This window comes from Coriobacteriaceae bacterium (assembly GCA_025993015.1).
Classification (GTDB): Bacteria; Actinomycetota; Coriobacteriia; order Coriobacteriales; family Coriobacteriaceae; genus Collinsella.
In genome coordinates this window covers 2173796-2194799 of the sequence record DAJPFV010000001.1, presented here as the reverse complement: position 1 = coordinate 2194799, position 21004 = coordinate 2173796, and the positions used below count along the sequence as shown (strand labels likewise).

Genomic DNA, 21004 nt, shown 5'->3' with positions numbered 1-21004 from the left:
CTCTCCTACTCCACAACATGGCCGATAAGCTCATAGCAGAAGCTATCGGTAAACTCGACAGTCAGAATATCGCCCACGGACGCCTCACTGGCGTCCAAGTGGACCGCGCCATCGGAATCGGGCGCCTGGAACCAGGCATGGCCGATCAGCTCGGCGCCGTCCTCGGTTTCTTCGATACCGTCGACGATCACCTGGGCGCGCTCGCCCACATGTGCGGCGGTGGCGGCAAAACCGAGCGACTCGGCCAGGTCCATGGCCTCCTGGGCGCGCTCGAGCTTGACTTCTTCGTCGACCTGACCCTCCATCTTAGCGGCCAGGCTGCCTTCCTCACGAGAGTAGGCAAAGACACTCGTGTAGTCAAAGCCGACGGTGTCCATAAAGTCGATAAGGTCGCGGAACTCGTCGTCGGTCTCGGTCGGGAAGCCGACCATGGCCGTGGAACGAATCACGATGCCGGGGATGCGCTCGCGAAGGTCGCGGAACAGATCCTCGAGCTCCTGGCGCGAACCGGAGCGACGCATGGCCTTGAGAATGCGCGCGTCGCAGTGCTGCACGGGGATATCGATATAGGGCAGCACCTCGGGCGTATCGCGAATCGTCTCGATGAGTTCGTCAGTCATGCCCTCGGGCTGCAGATAGAGAACGCGGACCCAGACGTTGTGCGGGCGCACGGCCTCGGCGACGGCACGCAGTAGCTGCGCCAGATTGCGCGGCGAGCCCTCGGCGGCGTCCTCGTCGGCAAAGTCGGTACCCCAAATGCCCGTGTCCTGGCCGATCAGCACAATCTCGCGCACACCGCCAGCAACCAGGTCGCGCACCTCGGAGATAATGCTCTCGGCATTGCGCGAATGATAGCGACCGCGAATGTAGGGGATCATGCAGAAGCTGCAAAAACGATTGCAGCCATCGGAAATCTTGACGTAGGCAACGGCACCCTCGACGGTACGCTTGACCTGAGGGATATAGGCCGCGATTTCACGCTCGACACCCAGCACGCCATCGATGACCGCCACGATGCCGTCCTCCTCGTCGGCCTTCACAAAGGCAGCGACCTCGGGCAGCTCGTCGGGCAGGTCGTCGCCATAGCGCGACGGCACACAGCCGCACATGACGATGGGGCAAGAACGAACGCCGTCCTGAACCTCATTGGCGAGCTCGAGCGTGGTCTCGATGCTCTCGGACGTTGCGGAGGCGAGGAACGAGCATGTATTGACGATGGCGATATCGGCATCCTGCGGGTCGAATGCCTCCTCGTAGCCTGCGGCGGTCAAAAGAGAACGCATGCGGTCGGTGTCAACCTCGTTCTTAGCGCACCCGAGGGTGATGTAGAGCACGGAGCCCAACGGTGTATCCATGTTGGAGAGCGGTCCTTTCGAATGATATTAGCGGTAGTTGGTGAACTGTAGCGGCTGGCCGTAATCCTGGTCGCGCAGGAACTGAATCACGGTCTGCAACGCGTCCTTCGAAGCAGAGGAAACACGCAGCTTGTCGGCCTCGATGGTCACCTTGACCTTGAATTTTTGGTCCTTGATGTCCTTGTTGATCTTCTTGGCGGTCGCCTGGTCGATACCCTCGACGATATGGCCGAGCACGCGCACGGTGCCGCCCGACGCCGCCTGCGGAGCATCCCACGAGACAGCCTTGAGGTCGATGCCGCGCTTGATGAGCTTGGAGCTCAGCACGTCGATAATCTGCTTAGAGACAAAGTCAGCCGGGGCGCTGATCGTAAAGAGTTTGTCGCCCTTCGAAAGCTCGATCGTGGCGCCGGAATCCTTAAGGTCATAGCGCTGGGAAATCTCGCGCGTGGTCTGCTGGAAGGCGTTGTCGACCTCTTGCATGTTGACCTCGGACACGACGTCGAAGCTGGAATCTTTAGCCATGATGTTTCCTTTCGCGTACGAGCGGCTTAGTAGCTATCGTACGAATAGTCGGTAGAATCGGTGGGTGTCTGATCGTCAGTTGCGGTATCGGCGCCATCCGTGGACTGGGCATCGGTAACGTCGGTGGTATCGGCACCATCGGTGGTGTCGGTACCATCAGAACTTTCACCATTCTCGGAATCAGTCGTCTCCTTCTTGGGAACGGTGATCGTCACACGCGCCACGCCCGAGGTCTTGGTATCGTAACGGACCTTTTCACCGTTCTTGGTAACGGTGACATCGGAAGGCTTGGACGTGGTGATCTCGATCGAGGACTCGGGCGTGTACTCCTGCTCAAAGGGGCCAGTCGCTTGGGCGCCATAGACCGACTTGCCGTCGACCTTGACCTCAATCCACGCGGTCTTTCCCTTGGCAACGGAGACTTTGACCTTCGTGACCTCGTTCTCTTCCTTCTTGGCCGTCGTCTTGGTAGCGTCCGAGTCAGTCGACTCATCCGTCGCCTCATCGGTGTCTTCGTCCTCGTCGACCGTTTCGGTCTTCTTAGAAGACTTCTTGGTCGTCGTCTTGGTAGCAGTGAGCGTCTCGGGCGTGGTCTCGGGCGCCGAAGATGCGCAGCCGCGCAGAAGCACCACGATGAGCACAATCAACAGCAGCGCAACGGCACCGATGCCGGCGTAGACGATACGTGGATCGAGCCCGTTGTTTTGAGGAGTACGTGATCCGCCGCGTCCACGATTGGAACTGCTGCGGCCGCCTCCCTGAGGCATACGACCACGATTGCTATCGGAACGGCCGCGATAGCCACCCTGGCCCTGAAGGCTGCGCTGACCCGAGCGGGGCGCAAGTTCACCGCGGCCTTGATAGCCACGCTGACCCGAACGCGGAGCCGAAGAGCGCTGGCCATACGGCTGTGATTGAGAGCGAAGACGCGGCGTCACCTGCGTGGTATCGGCATCCGCATAGCCACCGCGAGAGCGTCCCGTAGAGGCACCACGGTAACCGCGATCGGAATAGCCGCCGTCGCCGTAGCCGGCACGAGGGTCACGCGCCACGCCTCGGGCAGCGGGAAGTGCACGGTCCTCGGGCATCGGCGTACTGCGGAACCGGTCACGCTGTGAGCGAATCTCCTCGCCCGAACCCGTCTCGGTAATATAACCTGCCTGCTGAGGACGCTGTCCATAGCGGGTCGAACGACCGCCCTGAACCATCAGGAAGCGCCCGTTATCGACCGAGGAACGCGAATTGACGTAGCCGGCGGCGTCCTGAAAACGACCGCCCTGCTGCGACGTCTCGCGTTCGTATGCCATAAGGTCGTCAAAGTAGGCATTGACGACCTCACGCGGATTGAGGCCCAAAAAGCGAGCATAGCTCGAAATCATGCCCTGCGCATAGCCGCGCGGCGGCATCGAAGCAAAGTTACCGGTCTCGAAAAACTCGATGATCTGCGGCCTGATTTTGATGGTGTTGGCGACCTGCTGAATGGAAAGGCCCATTCGGCGACGCTGCTCGAGCAGCATGTCACCAAAGCGTGCAGCCATCAGAATCCTCCAAACTCACGATCTTCACGTGCCATCTCGGCGTCGACAGATTCCAGCGCGGCAAGCCCCTCCTCGTCCAACAGGACCTCGCGCGGCTTGGAACCGTCGGGCGGTCCGACGACACCCTTTTCTTCCAGCATGTCCATAATACGCCCGGCACGTGCATAGCCAACCTTCAGACGACGTTGCAGGCCAGATGTGGAGCCAAGCTGCGATTCCACCACAATATGGGCGGCTTCCCAAATGAGTGGGTCATCGTCTTGCGGCTCGGCGACTCCGGTGCGGACAATGCCGCCGCCACCCGCCATGGACATGGAAGCGGGCGCCACGGCAGACAGGATCTCCTCGTGGTAGTCGGGCTCGCTCTGCGACTTGACGAACTCGACAATCTCGTTGATTTCGTCATCCGAGACAAAGCAGCCCTGGATACGGCGAGGCTTGCCCCAGTCGACCTTTGAGAACAGCATGTCGCCCAAACCAGTGAGCTTTTCGGCACCCATCTGGTCGATGATGACGCGCGAGTCGATACCCGTAGCGACGTTAAAGGCGATACGGTTGGTGATGTTGGCCTTGATAAGGCCCGTCACCACGTTGGAGCTCGGACGCTGCGTAGCCACGATGAGGTGAATTCCGGCGGCACGGCCCAGCTGGGCGATACGCACGATCGAGGCCTCGACATCCTTACCGGCAACCATCATTAGGTCCGAGAGCTCGTCAATGATGATGACCAGGTAGGGCATCTTTTGCGGCGGATTGTCGTAATGCTCAAACTCGCCGGCGGCCTGCTTTTCGTTGTAGGTCGAGATCTTACGCACGTTGAGACGCTCGAAGACCTTCAGGCGTCGCTCCATCTCGGACACGGCCCATTGCAGAGCGCTCGCGGCCTGCTTGGGCTCGGTCACCACGGGCACATAGAGATGCGGCAGACCGTTATAGCCCGCAAGCTCGACGCGCTTGGGGTCGACCATGATCAGGCGAACGTCCTCGGGGAGAGCGCGCATGAGCAGAGTCGTGATGATGGAGTTGATCATGACCGACTTACCAGAACCCGTGGTACCGGCGATCAGCAGGTGGGGCATCTTGGCGAGGTCGGCGACGACCGGCGTACCCTCGGCATCGCGGCCGATGGCAAGCTCGAGCGGACCGCCCTTCACATAGGGCAACACGTCGCCCAGGTTGACGTTCTGGCGCTTGCGGTTGGGAATCTCGATGCCCACGAGCGAGGTGCCGGGGATCGGGGCAAAGATACGCACCGACTGGGCAGCAAGCGATAGCGCGATATCGTCCTCGAGGCTCGAAATCTTGCTCACGCGCTCGCCCTCGCCAGGTTGCAGCTTAAAGGTCGTCACCGTGGGGCCGGCGATCCAGCCGACCACGCGGGCACTACGACCAAACTCCAGCAAGGTGGACTGAAGCGACTCGGCAGTCTGTTCCAGCTCCTTGTCAGAAGACGCGGAGGAAGCCGACTGCGGGTTGGCATGCAGAATCTCGAGCGGCGGAAGTTTGAGGCCGTCCTCTTCTTCGCCCTCGTTATCTGCGGCGCCGCCGTCCGCTCCCCCATCGCTAGCCGCAGCCGATTCGACAGCACTCAAGGCAGGCGCATCGGCAACCTTGGGATGCTTCAAGAAGTCGGGGATCTGAGGTGCTGCCGAGACAGGATTCACGGCAAACGGCGGCTCGGACTCGTCGATCTTATCGGGGTCGTCTTCCATCGAAAGCTGACCGGTTACCTGGTCGCGCTTTGCATGGCGACGCGGCAGCAAAGTTGTCTTTGCGATCTCAATCGGAGCCTCGTCGTCCTCGTCATCGCCCTCGGTGAGCTCAATCTCGCTCTCGGACCAAGACGGGTCGGGCTCACTCGTATTGAGCTTGGGAACCGTCTTGCCCTTCTTGGCATGACGGCGTGGTAGCAGCGTCGTCTTAGCGCGCTCGGCCTCCACGGCATCGGACACGTCGACAAACGGATCCTCATCCTCGTCGTCATCGTCCAAAACCGGGTCCGCATCGTTGCCCATGACCATGGTCACGGCAGCATCGGAACCCTTTTGACGAAGAATGCTCAGGTGCGGACGGGCAACGCCGGGCACCGACAGAGCTTCGTCGTCACCCCACGGACTCGCGTTGACGTCGGCACGACGGCGCTCGGCAAAATCTGCCGCACGGTCGCGGGCAGAGCGCAAAACGCCGCCCACCGAAAAGCCAATGATGACCAAGCCCACGACGACAAGGCCCAGCAGGACTACCATCGCGATAGGCTTACCCAGGGCATTTTGCAGCGCACTCGCAATAAACGCACCGATGTAGCCACCCGAGGCGGACAGATTTTGCGGCGTGAACATAAGGTCACACGAGTCGCTCGTACCCGGCGCCATCAGAGAAAGAATGGAGACAACGGCGATAAAGACCACGGCTCCGCCCGCGACCGAGCGCGCGTTGAGCGGCGAGTCCTCACCTAAAAAGAGCGTGGCGGCAAACAGCAAAATGACGATCGGCAGCACGTAGGCGCCCAGACCAAAGCCCAGGTGGTAGAAACCGGCAACCGCAGCCGTAACGGGTGCGGTCGCCGGCGAAATCACGGCAATGAAGGACGCAATCGCCAAAACGGCGATGACCACGCCGGCGATATCGCGGTTGGCCGAGGGCTCGACCAGGGGCTCAAAATCGTCGAAGTCGGCCTCGTGGCCCTTATTGGCACGCAGATGGGAACCGGCACCCTTAGCAGATGCCGGTTGGTTATTGGCCTTATTGCCTTTGGCGTTTTGTGCAGATCCGCGCGCCAAACTAAACCTCCATGACGACCGGGATGATCATCGGACGGGTGCGCGTACGGCTCCAAATAAAGTTGGAGAGCGAATCGCGCACGGCCTTGCGAATGGCATCGGAGCCGCTGCTCGTAAAGCTAAACTTGCCCTTCTCGATCGTCTTCATAATGGACGCGGAGGCATCCTCGGAGAACTGGTCGTCGATGGCAAACGAGACGCCGCGGCCCGAGAACTCGATGGCCTCGATCTTCTTGTGCTTGAGCGAGACGATAGCAACGGCCGTGACCATGCCGTCGTTGGCGAGCTTCTGGCGATCGCGCAGGACAATGGGGTCGGTATCGCCGATACGCAGGCCGTCGACGTAGACGACGCCGGACTCGACGGGCGTACCGCGTTTGACGATACCGCCGCGCATCTCGAGCGTGTCGCCGTTATCGAGGATAAAGATATGATCGTCCTTGATGCCCATCTTGCGAGCCAGCTGGGCATGGGCGCGCAGATGCACGGCTTCACCGTGAACCGGCATAAAGTACGTGGGCTTGGCCATGGCCATCAGGAGCTTGAGCTCCTCCTGGCTACCGTGGCCCGAGACGTGGACAAGAGCGCGGTTCTTATCCCACACGTCGCAACCGAGCTTGGCCAGGCTGTTGACGACCTGCTGGACGGCCTTCTCGTTGCCGGGAACAGGAGTTGCCGAGAGGATGACGGTATCGCCCTCGTGGATGGAGAGCGTCTTGTGCTCTCCGTTGGCCATGCGGGACAGGGCCGACAGCGGCTCGCCCTGCGAACCGGTGCACATGACGACGATCTTGTCGTCGGGCAGGTTATCGATATCGAAGGCATCGATGATATCGGCATCGTCGATGTTGAGGTAGCCCAGCTCGCGCGCAACGCGGGTGTTGGTGAGCATGGAGCGACCGGTCACAACGACCTTACGGCCGCACTTGCGGGCGGCATCGCAGATCTGCTGCAGGCGATGGATATGGCTCGAGAACGACGCGACGAACACGCGACCCGGGGCGTTCTTGATGGCGTGCAGCAAGTTGGGACCAACCTCGGCCTCGGACTTGGTAAAGCCGGGAACCGTGGCATTGGTGGAGTCGGAAAGCAGCAGATCGATGCCCTGCTTGGCAAAGCGGCTGATAGCGGCATAGTCGGGCGTGACGCCGTCGATGGGCGTCTGGTCGAGCTTAAAGTCGCCGGTGTGCATAACGGTGCCCTGATTGGTGCGGATGAACACGCCCAGAGCGCCGGGGATGGAGTGCGTCATCGAGAAGAAGTCGAGCGAGATGCCACCGAGGTTGACATGGCTGCCGCCCTTGACCTCGCGGAACTTGGGTGCGCGAATGCGGAACTCAGAAAGCTTGCCCTCGATAAAGCCAAGCGTCAGCTTGCTCGAGAAGATGGGCACCTTGTTGTTGAGGTCCTGCAGCAGGTACGGAAGCGAACCGGTGTGGTCCTCGTGGCCGTGGGTGACGACGATACCGCGGAGCTTCTCCTCGTTTTCAAGAACGTAGGTGTAGTCAGGAAGCACCAGGTCGATACCGGGCTGGGAGTCGTCGGGGAACATGAGGCCAGCGTCGACGAGTACCATGTCGTCGCCGCACTCGAAGACCGTCATGTTCTTGCCGATACCGTCAAGGCCGCCAAGCGGGATGATCTTCAAGGGAGATGATTTTTTAGCTGCCATAGGTGAGTGCTGTTTCCTTTCTTCGAAACGGGTCTGGAACAACCGACGGGGCGCTTCTGGCAAACCGACCGCCGGGAACGTACAAACATGCATCACAGAGTCGACGCAGTAACCACAGTATGATACCCATTTGCCCACCAACAGACCACCCATGCATCAAAGCCCCATCTGAACCCGTCTATCCCGTCGGTTTCCCGTGGGGCGGGCACTGATGAAGTTTCCTGCTCTACAGTCCTGCTCACGACGGAGGCCACATTAAGTGGCCTCCTGTTCGTGCGGAACTCGCGATAAACTTCATCAGTGCCCGCCCCACGGGAAACCTGCCAAAACAAGACAGGTTTATTTTGGTCGGTTTTATCTGGAAGATGCTGCTGCGGCTATCTACAGATCTGAAATCTGACTACTGAATAGACCGTCTAACTAAATAGCGAGCGGCATTAACCAGCCCTTTTGCTTACACCCGGGAGGGCCGTATATGAAGTTTATCGCGAGTTCCGCACGCAAAGGAAAGCACTTAATGTGCTTTCCGTCTTGCGCAGGACTGTAGAGCAGGAAACTTCATATGCGGCCCTCCCGGGCGCAAGCAAAAGGGCGACCCCTGTACGGAGTCGCCCTTGTTGAGCTGCTTATGTGTAGCTATTACTCGGCGTCGTGGTGACGGCGGGGCTTGCGGCCTCCGTTGTCGCCGGGACGGCGCGGACGGTCGCTGCGCTCGGAGCGCTCGCGACGCGGACGCTCACGGCGCTGGAAGTGCTCGCCGTCGCCCTCTGAGGCACCCTCGGCGCGAGCCGGGGCCTCGGGCTTATCCAGACGATCGAGCGAAATCTTGCCGCGGTCATCGACTTCGATGACGACGACCTTGACCTCGTCGCCCACATTGAGGACGTCCTCGACCTTCTCCACGCGGCCCTTGGCGACGCGGGAGATGTGCAGCAGGCCGTCCTTACCGGGCAGCAGGTTCACGAAGGCGCCGAACGGCTGGATGGAGACAACGCGACCGGTGTACTCCTCGCCCGGCTCGGGAACCTTGATGATGAGCTTGATGCGCTCGACGGCCTGGTCGACGGACTCGCCGGTGCCGCCGACAAAGACGGTGCCGTCCTCCTGGATGTCGACCGAAGCGCCGGTCTCGTCCTGGATGCCGCGGATGACCTTGCCGCCGGAACCGATGACGTCGCGGATCTTGTCGGTCGGGACCTGGATGGAGACGATGCGCGGGGCGGTGCTGCGCGTGGTGTGGCGCGGCTCGGGGATCACATCGAGCATCTTCTGCAGGATGTACGCACGACCCTCCTTGGCCTGCTGCAGGGCGCGGGCCAGGATGTCAAAGGTAAGGCCGGTGGCCTTGTTGTCCATCTGCAGGGCGGTGATGCCCTCGGTGGTGCCGGTGACCTTAAAGTCCATGTCGCCCAGGAAGTCCTCGAGACCCTGGATGTCGGACAGGACCACGGTCTTGCCCTCCTCCTGGATCAGGCCCATGGCGATACCGGAGACCGGGCGCTTAATGGGCACGCCGCCGTCCATAAGGGCGAGCGTGGAGCCGCAGGTCGAAGCCATCGAAGAGGAGCCGTTGGACTCCATGACCTCGGAGACGACGCGGATGGCGTAGGGGAACTCGTTCTCGTCGGGGAGCACCGGAAGCAGGGCGCGCTCGGCAAGGTTGCCGTGGCCGATCTCGCGGCGCTTGGGGCTGCCCATACGGCCGGTCTCGCCGGTGCAGAACGGCGGGAAGTTATAGTGGTGCATGTAGCGCTTGCCCTCGGTGGGCTCGATGGTATCCAGACGCTGGCCCTCGTTGAGCATGCCGAGCGACAGGACGGAAAGCACCTGGGTCTGGCCACGCTGGAACAGGCCGGAGCCGTGAACGAGCGGCAGGTAGTTGTCCTTCACCATGATGGGGCGGATCTCATCGGCGGCACGGCCGTCGACGCGCTCGCCGGTCTCGACGACCATGGTGCGCATGGCCTTCTTCTCGAGCTTCTTGAGCGCCACGGGGATCTCGCGCTCCCAAGCGGCCTGCTCCTCCTCGGTGAACTCGGCGCGGATGGACTCCTTCAGAGCCTCGACCTTACCGATACGAGAGAGTTTGTCGGCGTCACGAAGGGCGGCTGCCATCTCGTCGTAGTGGGCGAAGATGCGCTCCTGGACCTCCTCGACGGGCTGGTCGAGCGGGTACTCCTTCTTGACGATGGGGCCGTTGACCTGCTCCCACTCGGCGACAAACTCGTCCTGAGCCTGGCAGAAAGCGGCAAGGGCCTCCTGGCCAAACTTCATGGCGGCGAGCATGTCGTCCTCGGAGATCTCCTCGGCGCCGGCCTCGACCATCGAGATGAAGTCGGCGGATCCGCCCAGCTCCAAGTCCAGATCGGAGTTCTCGCGCTCCTCATAGGTGGGGTTGACGATAAACTCGCCGGTCTCCACGTTGCGGCCGATGCGCACGCAGGCAAGCGGGCCCTCGAAGGGCACGCCGCCGAGCGTCATGGCCAGGGATGCACCCATGACGTTGATGACATCGAAGGGGTTGACCTGGTCGGCGACGAGCGAGGTGGCGACGATGTGCACCTCGTTGCGGAAGCCATCCGGGAAGCTCGGGCGAATCGGGCGATCGATCATGCGGGCCGTGAGCGTGGCCTTCTCACTGGGACGGCCCTCACGCTTGAGGTAGCCACCCGGGATGCGGCCAGCTGCGTACATCTTCTCGTTGAAGTCGACGGTCAGCGGGAAGAAGTCGTAGTTCTTGCGCTCCTTGGAGACGACCACGGTGTCGAGCATCGTGGTGTCGCCCTGCTTAACCAGGCACGCGCCGGTAGCCTGCTTGGCAAGCTCGCCGGACTCAAAGGTGTAGGTCTTGCCGTACAGCTCAAAGGTCTTGGATACGAGTGTCATTGTTCTCCTTTACCCCACAGGCCCCTTGCCTGCGGGCTTCTCATGTGACGCGGGCCCCCTGCCCCCGCCACGCTTCAGAGCGTGATTGTTCACGCCCTTACACAAAAAGAGCGCCCCGCTGCGCAGGACGCTCTTAGCATGTACAAATCCTACTGGATGTTGTCGCGGATGCCCAGAGCCTTGATGAGCTCACGGTACTCGACGATGTCGTTCTTCTTGATGTAGGAGAGAAGACGACGACGACGGCCGACGAGCATGAGCAGGCCACGACGGGTGTGGAAGTCCTTCTGGTGGGACTTCATGTGCTCGGTCAGCTCCTTGATGCGCTCGGACAGAATGGCGACCTGAACCTTGGGGTTGCCGGTGTCGACCGGGGTGTTACCGAACTGGGCAGTCAGCTCCGCCTTGCGCTCTTTGGAAACAGTCATTGTTTCACCTTTCGTTTTACGTCGCCCACGGGCGACTCGATTCGCCTCGGACTGGGAAGCCGCCGGTGGAGCGAGCAACCAAGGTCGAGGTACCAACAGGTCGTTATGTTACCACAAGCAGCCCGCGCCTGCGCATCATCACCGACCCAACATGAATTCCATCGCACGGAGGCGCTGGTCGGTGTGCGTCGCCGCCCACACATGCGAAAGCCCGAGCAAGAACGCCGCCGTATGCGGGTCAATTTTCTCGGCCATGAGCGCATCGAAGGTCATGGACATGAGGGCGCGCAGCCACGCGACCTCACCGGCCGACACCAGCTCGGCACCCGGAACGCTCGACGCGCACGACCCGCACATGAGACCGCCCGCCTGGGGCGAAAAATACGACAGCATGGGGTCTCCGCACAGCACGCAGGCCGAAAAATCGGGACGATAGCCAACGTGCGATAGCAGCTTAAAGACATATGCCGCCACAAGTAGGTCCATATGTGCCGTGTCAAGCCCGCTGCCCACCAGCGCAAGCGCTCGCTGCGTTATGGCAAAGGTAAACGGGTCCTCGGCGTCCTCGAACGAGCACACGCGCGCGACCTCGGCGATCGCGCTTGCGGCGCAGGTCGTCTCGTAATCGGGCGCAGCGCCGAGCGGCGCCTCCATAAGCTCGGCCTGAGAAACCACGTCGAGTGACCGTCCATGTGCGAGCAGCATATCGACGGTACAGAACAGCTCGCAGCGCGCAGCCAGGCGCCCACCGGGTTTGCGGGCGCCCTTTGCCACTGCACGAACCTGCCGTCCCCGCTCGTCAAGCATCGTCAGGATCAGGTCGGTCTCTTTGAGCTTCGTCTTGTCGAGGACGAGCACCTTGGTGCGATATGTCCGGGAGCCTGCCATGCGCGCCGCGCGTCCTTAGTCCTCGGCGTTGTAGCCAAAGCGGCGAATCTGGGCCTCGTCGTCACGCCAGCCGGCCTTGACCTTCACGTCCAGCTCCAAAAAGACCTGCGTGCCAAAGATGCGCTCAAGATCGCGACGGGCGTCGATACCGATATGCTTGATCATCTCGCCGCCCTTGCCGATGATGATGCCCTTTTGGCCCTCACGCTCAACGTAAATGGTGGCGTGCACGCGCAGCACCTTCTTGGTCTGCTCGAGCGCATCGCAGATCACGCCAACGGAGTGCGGAATCTCATCACGGGTGCGGCGCAAGACCTTCTCGCGCACAAACTCGGCAACGAGCGTCTCATCGGAAGCGTCGGTACCCATGTCCTCGGGGAACCAACGCGGACCCTCGGGCAAAAAGTGCGCAACGGTCTCGATGAAGGCATCGACGTTGAAGTTCTTGACCGACGACGTCACGATCTCATCGTCATATTCCATGAGCTCGTGGGCGGCCTTAAGCTGCTCCATAACCTGTGCAGGGTCGGCTTCATCGGCCTTGGTGAGCACCAGAACCTTCTTGGAACGGGCATTCTTGACGCGCTCGGCAACCCAGGCGTCTCCCCTGCCGATCGGCTTGGTGGCATCAATCAAAAACGCGACGACATCGACATCGTTCAGCTCGAACAGCGCGCTCTTGTTGAGCTCGGACCCCAGACCGTCCTTAGGCTTATGGATACCCGGGGTATCGACAAAAACCAGCTGGTAGCCAGGACGATTGACGACGGCGCGCATGCGACGGCGGGTCGTCTGGGCCACCGGCGAGGTGATGGCGACCTTTTTGCCATAGCAGGCGTTGAGCAGCGTGGACTTGCCGGCGTTGGGGCGGCCGACAAGGGCCACGAAGCCGCTGCGGAAACCGGGCTCCACGTCGCCAAAGCCCGCGAGGTTGTCGTCCTCGTCGCACAGGGCGTCGAGCTCCTCATCGCTCATGCCCTCAAACGGGTCGAACTCCTCGGCCTCGTCAAACGAATCGGCACCTTCAGCCTCGTCCAGGACCTCGTCATCCAAAACTTCATCGGCAGACTGCATATTGTCGGACATGGGAATCCCTTTCTAAATAAAGCCGAGCGCGTGGGCAAATACCAGCACGCCCACAATCGCGGCGGTGATGGAAAGAATGTATACAGAGGCGGCGGCGATGTCCTTCGCACGCTTGGCCAGCGGATGGAGCTCCTGGGTCGCTAGGTCGACGATAGCCTCCATAGCGGTGTTGCACAGCTCGCCGTAAATCACCAGGCCGCAACAGATGATAATCGTGGCCCACTCGGCAATGTCGAGCCCCACGACGCAGCCGGCAATGACGGTGCACACGCCCGCAACGAGCATGACCTTAATGTTGCGCTCGGTCTTGACGGCGGTGACGAAGCCCTCCATGGCGTAGGAAAACGACTTTAAGAAGGACGGATGGTCCTTGTTCGATCCGGGAATCATAGACGGCTCCTAGTCGTGGGCGTGGTTGGTGATGGGGCCGACATGGACTAGCTTGGGGTCCTCGCCGCGCTCGAGCGCCAGATCGCGCAGGATGGCGTCCTCGCGGGCCTCCATGACCTCGGCCTCGTCGTCCTCGATGTGGTCATAGCCCAGCAGGTGCAGCATGCCGTGTACGAGCATCAGACGGCACTCGTCAGCAGGGCTATTGCCAAAACCGGGGGCCTGACGGGCAATAACCTGCGGGGCCAAGATAATATCGCCGAGCTCGAGCGTCTCATCGGCGGGAATGTCATCGTCAAAGGCCGAATCGCACTCAAACGAGAGCACATCGGTGGTGCGGTCGATACCGCGCCACTCGTGGTTGAGCTCGTGCATCTCGTCCTCGTCGACATACGAAAGGGAAATCTCGACTTCACGTTCAACGCCCTCGGCGGCAAGCACGACCTCGCAGATGTGCTCTACCTCCTGCGCGTCGAGCAGCGTATCGAGCTCGGCATCGTTGCTGATCAATACACTCAACGGGACTCCTTTCGGTCACGTACGCGTTTCTCGCGCACATCATCATAAGCATCGTATGCCTCGACGATACGCCCCACCAAGGCATGGCGCACCACGTCGGCACGCTCGAGGTGAGAAAATGCGACATCGTCGACACGGCCCAAAATCTGCTCAACGTCGGCAAGACCGCCGCGACGACCCACCAGGTCACGCTGGCTCAGGTCGCCGGTAATCACGAACTTGGAGTTGAAGCCCAGGCGCGTCAGGAACATCTTCATCTGCTCGGGCGTGGTATTTTGTGCCTCGTCGAGCACCACGAAGGCATCACTCAGCGTGCGGCCGCGCATGTAGGCAAGCGGGGCGATCTCGATCACGCCGCGCTCCATAAGCTCATCGGTGCGCTCGCGATCCATCATGTCAAAAAGGGCGTCGTAAAGCGGACGCATGTAGGGATCGATCTTTTCCTCGAGGGTGCCGGGCAAAAAGCCCAGATTCTCCCCCGCCTCGACAACCGGACGCGTCAAGATCAGACGGCCCACCTCGTGACGCTTGAGCGCGGCAACGGCGAGCGCCATGGCCAGATAGGTCTTACCGGTGCCGGCAGGACCCAGGCCAAACGTGATGGTATGCGTGCGGATGGCATCCACATAGCGCTTTTGGCCGAGCGTCTTGGGGCGAATGACGCGGCCGCGATACGAAAGCAGCACGTCATCGCGAAGCGACGTAGCCTCGTGCTCACCGTCGCGCAAGACGGCCAGGCAGCGAGAGACATCGTCGGCAGACAGCGTGCGCCCGGCGGCCGCCTCGCAAAAAGCGTGCTCGAAAAAGCGCACCACGAGTTCGACCTCGTCCGGGTCGCCGCTCACGGAGATGCTATCGCCACGGGCGACCACATGAGCGCGAACCAAACTCTCGAGCGCACGAAGGACGCCGTCGCCGGCGCCCAAAACGCGCGAGGGATCAATCCCCTCGGGAACGGTAAGTCTAATCTTCGAGGCTTCCATGAACCTCCCTGCGTGCATGGACCAAGCCGGAATCATCGACTCCGATGATAGCAACATCGAGCAGGCACGGGGCTGTAAGTCCACAGGTATCGTCAAGACGGGCATGATGGAACGAGCCGAGCGTCAGGTTGTCGCCATACTCGAGCACGGCACGCTCGACCGTGCCCACGCGACGGCGAGCGTCGGCAATAGCGAGCTCCTGTGCAGCGGCCCGCATACGGCGGCTGCGCTCGGCCATAACCTCGGGCGGAACCTGGTCGGGCATGTCGGCAGCAAGGGTACCGGGACGCTTGCTGTAGCGGAACACGTGCATACGCGAGAAACCCACACGGCGGCACAGCGCCAGCGACTCCTCGAACTCCTCGTCCGTCTCGCCAGGGAAGCCGACAATAACGTCGCAAGAAAGTGACGCCTGCGGCAGATTGGCGCGAATCATACGCACCGTGTCCTCAAAGGCCTCCGCACTATAGGGACGGCCCATGCGATGCAGGGTCGCCGTGCAGCCGGACTGCACGGGCAGGTGCAAAAACGGGGCGATACGCTGCGGAAAGCGCGCCATAACCTTAAGCAGGCGCTCGGAGATATCCATGGGCTCGACCGAGGAAATGCGCACATGCGGAATAGACGTGCGCTCCATGATGGCCTCGAGCAGCTCATCGATTTCGACGTGCTCGTCGGTCGCGCTCTTGCCATCGTAGGCACCCAGGTTCACACCGGTCAGCACCACCTCGGGCACGCCGGCCTCCTGGGCCTCGCGAACTTGCTCGAGCACGGACTCGACGGGCACGGAGCGCTCGGGGCCGCGCGCCTTCCACACAATGCAATAGGTGCAGCGATGGTTGCAGCCATCCTGAATCTTCACGCCCAGGCGAGAGCGACCGAGCGCATCGACCACCTCGCCATCGCTGCAGGCGGGAACGCTATCGGACTCAACACCCAGCACCTCGCAGACACGTTCGGCGACATCTATCTTGGACGGCTCGGCAATCACGCGATCCGAAAGCTCCGACAGCTCCTCGGGATGCAAATTGACCACGCATCCGGTCACGACCACATAGGGCTCGTTTGGATGGGCCAGCGCATGACGGACGGCCTTACGGGTCTTGGCCTCGGCCTCGCCCGTAACGGCACAAGTGTTAATGACGATCAGATCGGCATCCTGGGGCTCCACAATAGCAAAGCCCAAGCGCATAAGATCGGCAGTGATACGGTCAGACTCAACCCGGTTGACACGGCAGCCGAGGTTGACGACGGAAATATGGGGTGCGAGCACGCGGGCTCCTTAATCGAGGATATCGTCGAGGGCACTCTTGATACGGTCGGTCACCGACTTCTTACCGGAAGCGACGTCATCGCCCATCTCATCGGCAAAAGCACGGAGCAGCTCGCGCTGCTTATTGGAAAGATTGGTGGGAACGACCACGCGCAGTTGCACGATCAGGCGGCCACGCGAACCGCCACCGCCAATGCGCGGCATGCCGTAATTATTGACGCTCACGGTGTCGCCGTACTGGGCGCCGGCGGGAACCGTCACCTTAACGACCTCGTCGGGCATAATGCCCTCGACCTCGATCTCGCAGCCGAGCGCAGCCTGCGCAATCGAGATATCGCTCACCAGGTACAGGTCGTCCCCGTTGCGCTTAAAGCGCTCATGGTCGGCAACGCGCACGTTGACAATCAGGTCGCCCGAAGGCTCGCCGCGAAGGCCGGCCTCGCCAAAGCCGCTCACGCGCAGCTGGCGACCGGTCGAAACGCCGGCGGGAATATCGATGTCGATCTTTTCGTGCGAAGGCGTGCGGCCTTGACCGTCGCAGGTCTCGCAGGGATGATCGATAATCGTGCCCTCGCCATGGCAGTCGGGGCAAGGCGAGGAAGACTGAACCTGACCCAGGAACGAACGCTGAACCGTCGTGACGTAGCCCGTACCGTGGCAGCGGCCGCACTGCTTTTCCTGTGCGCCCTCTGCCCTACCGGTGCCATTGCAGTCCTCGCAAGGAGCAAGGCGGTCATAGCTGATTGTCTTTTTGCAGCCGAGCGCCGCCTCCTCGAGCGTCACCGAAAGCGAGATGGCCATGTCTCGTCCGCGACGACGCTCACGACGGCTGCGGGCGCCACCGCCGGCACCGCCGCCAAAGAACGACGAGAACAAGTCGTCCATGCCCATGCCACCAAAGATATCGTTGATATCGACGTAGCCCGAACCACCAGGGCCGTCGGCAGTGCCGTAACGGTCGTAGTTAGCACGCTTCTGCTCATCGGAAAGAACGGAATAGGCCTCGTTGAGCTCCTTGAACTTGGCCTCGGCCTCGGGGTCGTCCGAAACATCCGGATGTACGGTACGGGCCTTCTTTAGAAACGCACGCTTAATCGTCCGCGCGTCGGCATCCCTGTCGACGCCAAGCACCTCGTAGTAATCCCTATTTTCCGACACGACCGAATCCTTCCGACTTTCATTATTGTCACAGTGCGTCCTATACCCAAGCAGGGCCGACCGCAAACAGAGGGTTTGATGTTATTGCATTTGGTACGGCGAAAGCATGGCCCGTTGCGAGCAGCTTGCGAACCAAACCGACACGAGCGCGAACATGAAGCCATTGGCAAAACCGTTGGCAAACTGCATCGCACCGCGCTTCCACCACAGCAGGCTGCGATGAAGCACACCGTCCGAAAGCACCATGAACAGGCCCATGGTAAACGGAATAAAGCACATCACGGCAAAGGCCGAGAACACACCCGAGATGGCCGAAAGTACCAAAAACGGCGCTACGATGCCCATCAGGTAAAAACCGGTACGAGCTTTGCCTTCCAAGCGCTCGGCTTCAACATGGGCCCGACCGACCAGATCACCGCCAGAGGCGCCGTTGGTGCCGGCGTGACCCATGCCGCCAATACGGACCTCGTCGCCATCGTGCGTGCCGGTGGGAAACTCAATCGTCTGCTCGGAGGCCACACGGGTTCGCCCGCTGCCGCCGCAATCGGGACAGGGGTCGGCGACGACCTTACCGGAGCCACCGCACTCAGGGCAGACAGACTGGAACGTGCCGGCACCAAACAGAAAGGACAGGTCGACATCGATGTGGCCGCGACCGCCGCAGCTCGGACAGGTATGTGCATGCTCGGACGAAACAGAGCCCGAACCGCCGCAGTGACCACAGGTATCGAAGCGCGTATAGCGGACGGTCTTGCGGGCACCGCCCTTGGCCTCCTTGGCGTCGAGCTTAATATCGACGACCACGTTGGCGCCGTTCTCGGGATTATAGGCAGCCTGCCCGCGACGCGGCTGACCCCAGGCGCCACCAAAGGGAAAGCCGCCCTCAAAGGGATTGCCGTAGCCCGCGCTGCCGGCGTAACCGCCGCCATAGGGCGAAGCCGTGGGAGCGCCGGCAAAGGGATTGCCCGAGCGCATGGCGTCGTAGCGCGCACGCTTCTGCTCGTCCGAAAGCACAGCATAGGCCTCGGAAACCTCTTTGAACTTTTCCTCGGCATCCGGTTCTTTGTTGACGTCCGGATGGAGCTTGCGGGCCTTTTGCTGGAAGGCTTTCTGTATATCACGCGAGGTGGCGTCCTTGGAGACACCCAAAATCTCGTAGTAATCTTTTTCGTTCATCGTCGCCATGCGCGGCAACCTCCTGCTCACAGCAGCGTATATATTGCGGTAATTCTACCCGAGCGGCCTAAGCTAGATCCCAAAACAGCTCGAACAGAACATTTCCATCGAGCCAGCCCAGATGGGTCGGCGCCAGACGGGCACAGGTGCGGCCAGCGATGACATCGACAGAGGCGATAGGCCTCGCATGGGTATCACCGTGCTCGGGCACCCAAGTGGCAAGCCCAAGCTCAAGAGCGCGATCACAAGCCGCTGCCAGTTCATCGGCAGGGATGACACGAGACGCGCGAACCAACAGGTCGGAATCAAAACCGCGCGTCATGCGACAAGCGAGCATCAGGTCCTCGGCCGCCGCCTCGCGCCGCGACAGATACTCGGCATCAAACATCGTCGCGGCATCGTCGCGTTGTACCAAACGCACGCGGTGAAAGTCACCACGGGGAGCCACGCCGGGAAACAGTCCAGCCAAGCGGTCGAAATCCTCGTCGTCGAGCATGCCCGCGGCAGAACGACCCAGGCCCAGGTAGCCCCGACCAGTCCAGTAGGCGATATTATGGGCACATTCATGCCCATCGAGCGCGTAGCTCGCCACCTCATACGGATGGTAGCCGGCCGAACTCAGCCGCTGGCGCGCAACGTCCATGCATGCGGCCTGGAAATCCTCATCGGGCTCAAGCGACTCGTCACGGCATGCCATGCGATAGAGTGGTGTGCCCTCCTCGAGCGTGAGCGGGTACACCGATACATGATGCGGCGCCGCCGCCAGCACGCCATCGAGCGTGCTCCGCCAGCTTGCGGCCGTCTGCCCGGGAAGGCCGCACATCAGGTCGCACGACGCATCGAGGCCAGCGTCCTTCACCGTCGCGATAGCCGCAAGTGCCCGATTGGCATCGTGAATGCGGCCAATAGCAGCCAGCTCGGTATTGTCGAGGGTTTGCACGCCCAGAGAGATGCGCGTGACACCCGCCTCGGCAAGCGCGGTGGCGAGCTCAGCGGTCAGGGACTCAGGATTGGCTTCGCAAGTAAATTCAACGGGTTTGCACCACATGGAGATACGCCGGGCAAGTTCCACCAGGCGCTCCCCTGCCAGCGATGGCGTGCCGCCGCCAGTATAGACCGTGCGGACCTGCGCAAGCGCCCCGGCGTCGCCAAAGGAATCGAGGCGCGCATACAACTGCTCAAAATAGGAATCAAGCGCGGCATCCAAATCACACGCAGCAAAGCTGCGCGAGTCAAAGTCGCAGTACCGGCACTTTTGAGCGCAAAACGGCACGTGCACGTACAGCGCGGTAACGGCCACCGTTAGGCCTCCAGCGGATGAGCAGGCACCGACTCGCCGGCGGCAAGCGCGGCCTCGCAGGCCACCACGTCGCGCTCGATATCATCGACCAGCGCCATAAACTCCTCGTACGTAGAGCAACGCACCACCTGAGCGCGCCAGGCGGCGGCATGGGGCATGCCCTTTAAGTACCAGCTTGCGTACGTGCGGGCACGCGACATGAGCGGCAGAAGCTCGTGCGTCAACGTCAGGTGCTCGCGCAGAGCCTCCAGGCGCTCGACCGAGGAGCGAGAAGGAACCGGCGTGCCATCGAGTGCAAGGGCTCGGGCATCGCCGAACACCCACGGATTGCCGTAGATGCCGCGCGCGATAAACACCGCGCTGGCACCCGAGCCGTGCAGATGCTCAGCAGCGTCCTCGGCCGAGAACACATCGCCCGAACCAATCACGGGAATCTCGACAGCGTCGGCAACCTCATCGACGACCGACCAATCGGCCTGGCCCGTGTAGAGCTGCGTGGCGCAACGACCATGCACGGCGACTGCGGCAGCCCCTGCACTCTCAAGCATCTGGGCAAATGTCGCGGCATTGCGGTCCTCGGCATAAAAGCCCTTGCGGATCTTTACAGTCACGGGCACATGTGCCGCGCCCACCGCCGCCTCGACGATCTTCTCGGCCAGATCGGGCGTGCGCATAAGCGCCGAGCCCTCGCCCTTGGTAACGACCTTGCGCGCCGGACAAGCCATGTTGATATCAATCAATGACAGGCGATCGCCAACGCGCTCCTCGACGGCGGCGACGGCGCTCGCAAACTGCTCGGGCTTGGAGCCAAAGAGCTGCACGCAAATCTGCTGCTCCTCGTCGGCCGGTAGCACCAGGCGCCAGGTCTTGTTGCTGGCATAGGCAAGACCCGCCACGCTCACCATCTCGCTGTAGGCAAGGTTGGCACCGCGGCGGCGACACATGATGCGATAGGCGGGGTCGGTCACGCCCGCCATGGGAGCCATAAGGAACGGCTGCTCGGCATAGGCACCCAGCAGCCGCTTGCTGTATTCAGAAAGCGCCATG

17 protein-coding genes are annotated in these 21004 nt (G+C 61.6%); all 17 read right to left on the bottom strand.

Annotation, left to right across the window (positions count from 1 at the left end; all coding sequences use genetic code 11):
- Window positions 1-5: 5 nt before the first annotated feature.
- The 17 genes from rimO to dusB all read right to left on the bottom strand — a co-directional run bounded on the left by rimO (window position 6) and on the right by dusB (window position 21003).
- Window positions 6-1355, bottom strand: coding sequence for a 30S ribosomal protein S12 methylthiotransferase RimO (gene rimO / locus OIL77_09565; protein HJI45648.1), 1350 nt, complete (start codon window positions 1353-1355; stop codon window positions 6-8).
- A 27-nt stretch (window positions 1356-1382) separates the two neighbouring features.
- The gene (locus OIL77_09560) at window positions 1383-1880 is read right to left on the bottom strand and encodes a YajQ family cyclic di-GMP-binding protein (GenBank protein HJI45647.1); all 498 of its coding nucleotides are present in this window, start codon (window positions 1878-1880) and stop codon (window positions 1383-1385) included.
- A gap of 26 nt (window positions 1881-1906) precedes the next feature.
- Complete coding sequence (locus OIL77_09555) at window positions 1907-3418, bottom strand: helix-turn-helix domain-containing protein (protein ID HJI45646.1); 1512 nt, start codon at window positions 3416-3418, stop codon at window positions 1907-1909.
- Entirely contained in the window at window positions 3418-6198 is a 2781-nt protein-coding gene (locus OIL77_09550) for a DNA translocase FtsK (protein ID HJI45645.1), read from the bottom strand. The genes OIL77_09555 and OIL77_09550 overlap by 1 nt, the downstream gene beginning before the upstream one ends.
- Window position 6199: 1 nt before the next feature.
- Window positions 6200-7870, bottom strand: a complete 1671-nt coding sequence (locus tag OIL77_09545; GenBank protein HJI45644.1) for a ribonuclease J — start codon at window positions 7868-7870, stop codon at window positions 6200-6202.
- A 639-nt stretch (window positions 7871-8509) separates the two neighbouring features.
- Entirely contained in the window at window positions 8510-10756 is a 2247-nt protein-coding gene (locus OIL77_09540) for a polyribonucleotide nucleotidyltransferase (protein ID HJI45643.1), read from the bottom strand.
- Window positions 10757-10905: 149 nt separating this feature from the next.
- Entirely contained in the window at window positions 10906-11184 is a 279-nt protein-coding gene (rpsO, locus tag OIL77_09535) for a 30S ribosomal protein S15 (GenBank protein ID HJI45642.1), read from the bottom strand.
- A 138-nt stretch (window positions 11185-11322) separates the two neighbouring features.
- Window positions 11323-12072 carry a DNA repair protein RecO gene (gene recO, locus OIL77_09530; GenBank protein HJI45641.1) on the bottom strand — a complete coding sequence of 250 codons (750 nt, stop codon included), beginning with the start codon at window positions 12070-12072 and terminating at the stop codon, window positions 11323-11325.
- Window positions 12073-12087: 15 nt separating this feature from the next.
- Window positions 12088-13158, bottom strand: coding sequence for a GTPase Era (gene era / locus OIL77_09525; protein HJI45640.1), 1071 nt, complete (start codon window positions 13156-13158; stop codon window positions 12088-12090).
- A 12-nt stretch (window positions 13159-13170) separates the two neighbouring features.
- Window positions 13171-13548, bottom strand: a complete 378-nt coding sequence (locus OIL77_09520) for a diacylglycerol kinase family protein (GenBank protein ID HJI45639.1) — start codon at window positions 13546-13548, stop codon at window positions 13171-13173.
- A 9-nt stretch (window positions 13549-13557) separates the two neighbouring features.
- A complete protein-coding gene (gene ybeY / locus OIL77_09515; GenBank protein ID HJI45638.1) occupies window positions 13558-14067 on the bottom strand; it encodes an rRNA maturation RNase YbeY in 510 nt (169 codons plus the stop codon).
- Window positions 14064-15050, bottom strand: a complete 987-nt coding sequence (locus OIL77_09510) for a PhoH family protein (GenBank protein HJI45637.1) — start codon at window positions 15048-15050, stop codon at window positions 14064-14066. The genes ybeY and OIL77_09510 overlap by 4 nt, the downstream gene beginning before the upstream one ends.
- The gene (locus tag OIL77_09505) at window positions 15031-16323 is read right to left on the bottom strand and encodes a MiaB/RimO family radical SAM methylthiotransferase (protein HJI45636.1); all 1293 of its coding nucleotides are present in this window, start codon (window positions 16321-16323) and stop codon (window positions 15031-15033) included. Before OIL77_09505 ends, OIL77_09510 begins: the two co-directional genes overlap by 20 nt.
- 9 nt (window positions 16324-16332) lie before the next feature.
- Window positions 16333-17481, bottom strand: a complete 1149-nt coding sequence (dnaJ, locus tag OIL77_09500) for a molecular chaperone DnaJ (GenBank protein HJI45635.1) — start codon at window positions 17479-17481, stop codon at window positions 16333-16335.
- Window positions 17482-17562: 81 nt separating this feature from the next.
- Complete coding sequence (locus OIL77_09495; GenBank protein HJI45634.1) at window positions 17563-18666, bottom strand: DnaJ domain-containing protein; 1104 nt, start codon at window positions 18664-18666, stop codon at window positions 17563-17565.
- Between the two features lie 58 nt (window positions 18667-18724).
- On the bottom strand, window positions 18725-19957 hold the full coding sequence (hemW, locus tag OIL77_09490; GenBank protein ID HJI45633.1) for a radical SAM family heme chaperone HemW: 1233 nt from the start codon (window positions 19955-19957) through the stop codon (window positions 18725-18727).
- A gap of 2 nt (window positions 19958-19959) precedes the next feature.
- Window positions 19960-21003: a tRNA dihydrouridine synthase DusB gene (dusB, locus tag OIL77_09485; GenBank protein HJI45632.1), complete on the bottom strand. Its 1044-nt coding sequence runs from the start codon at window positions 21001-21003 to the stop codon at window positions 19960-19962.
- Window position 21004: the final 1 nt, after the last annotated feature.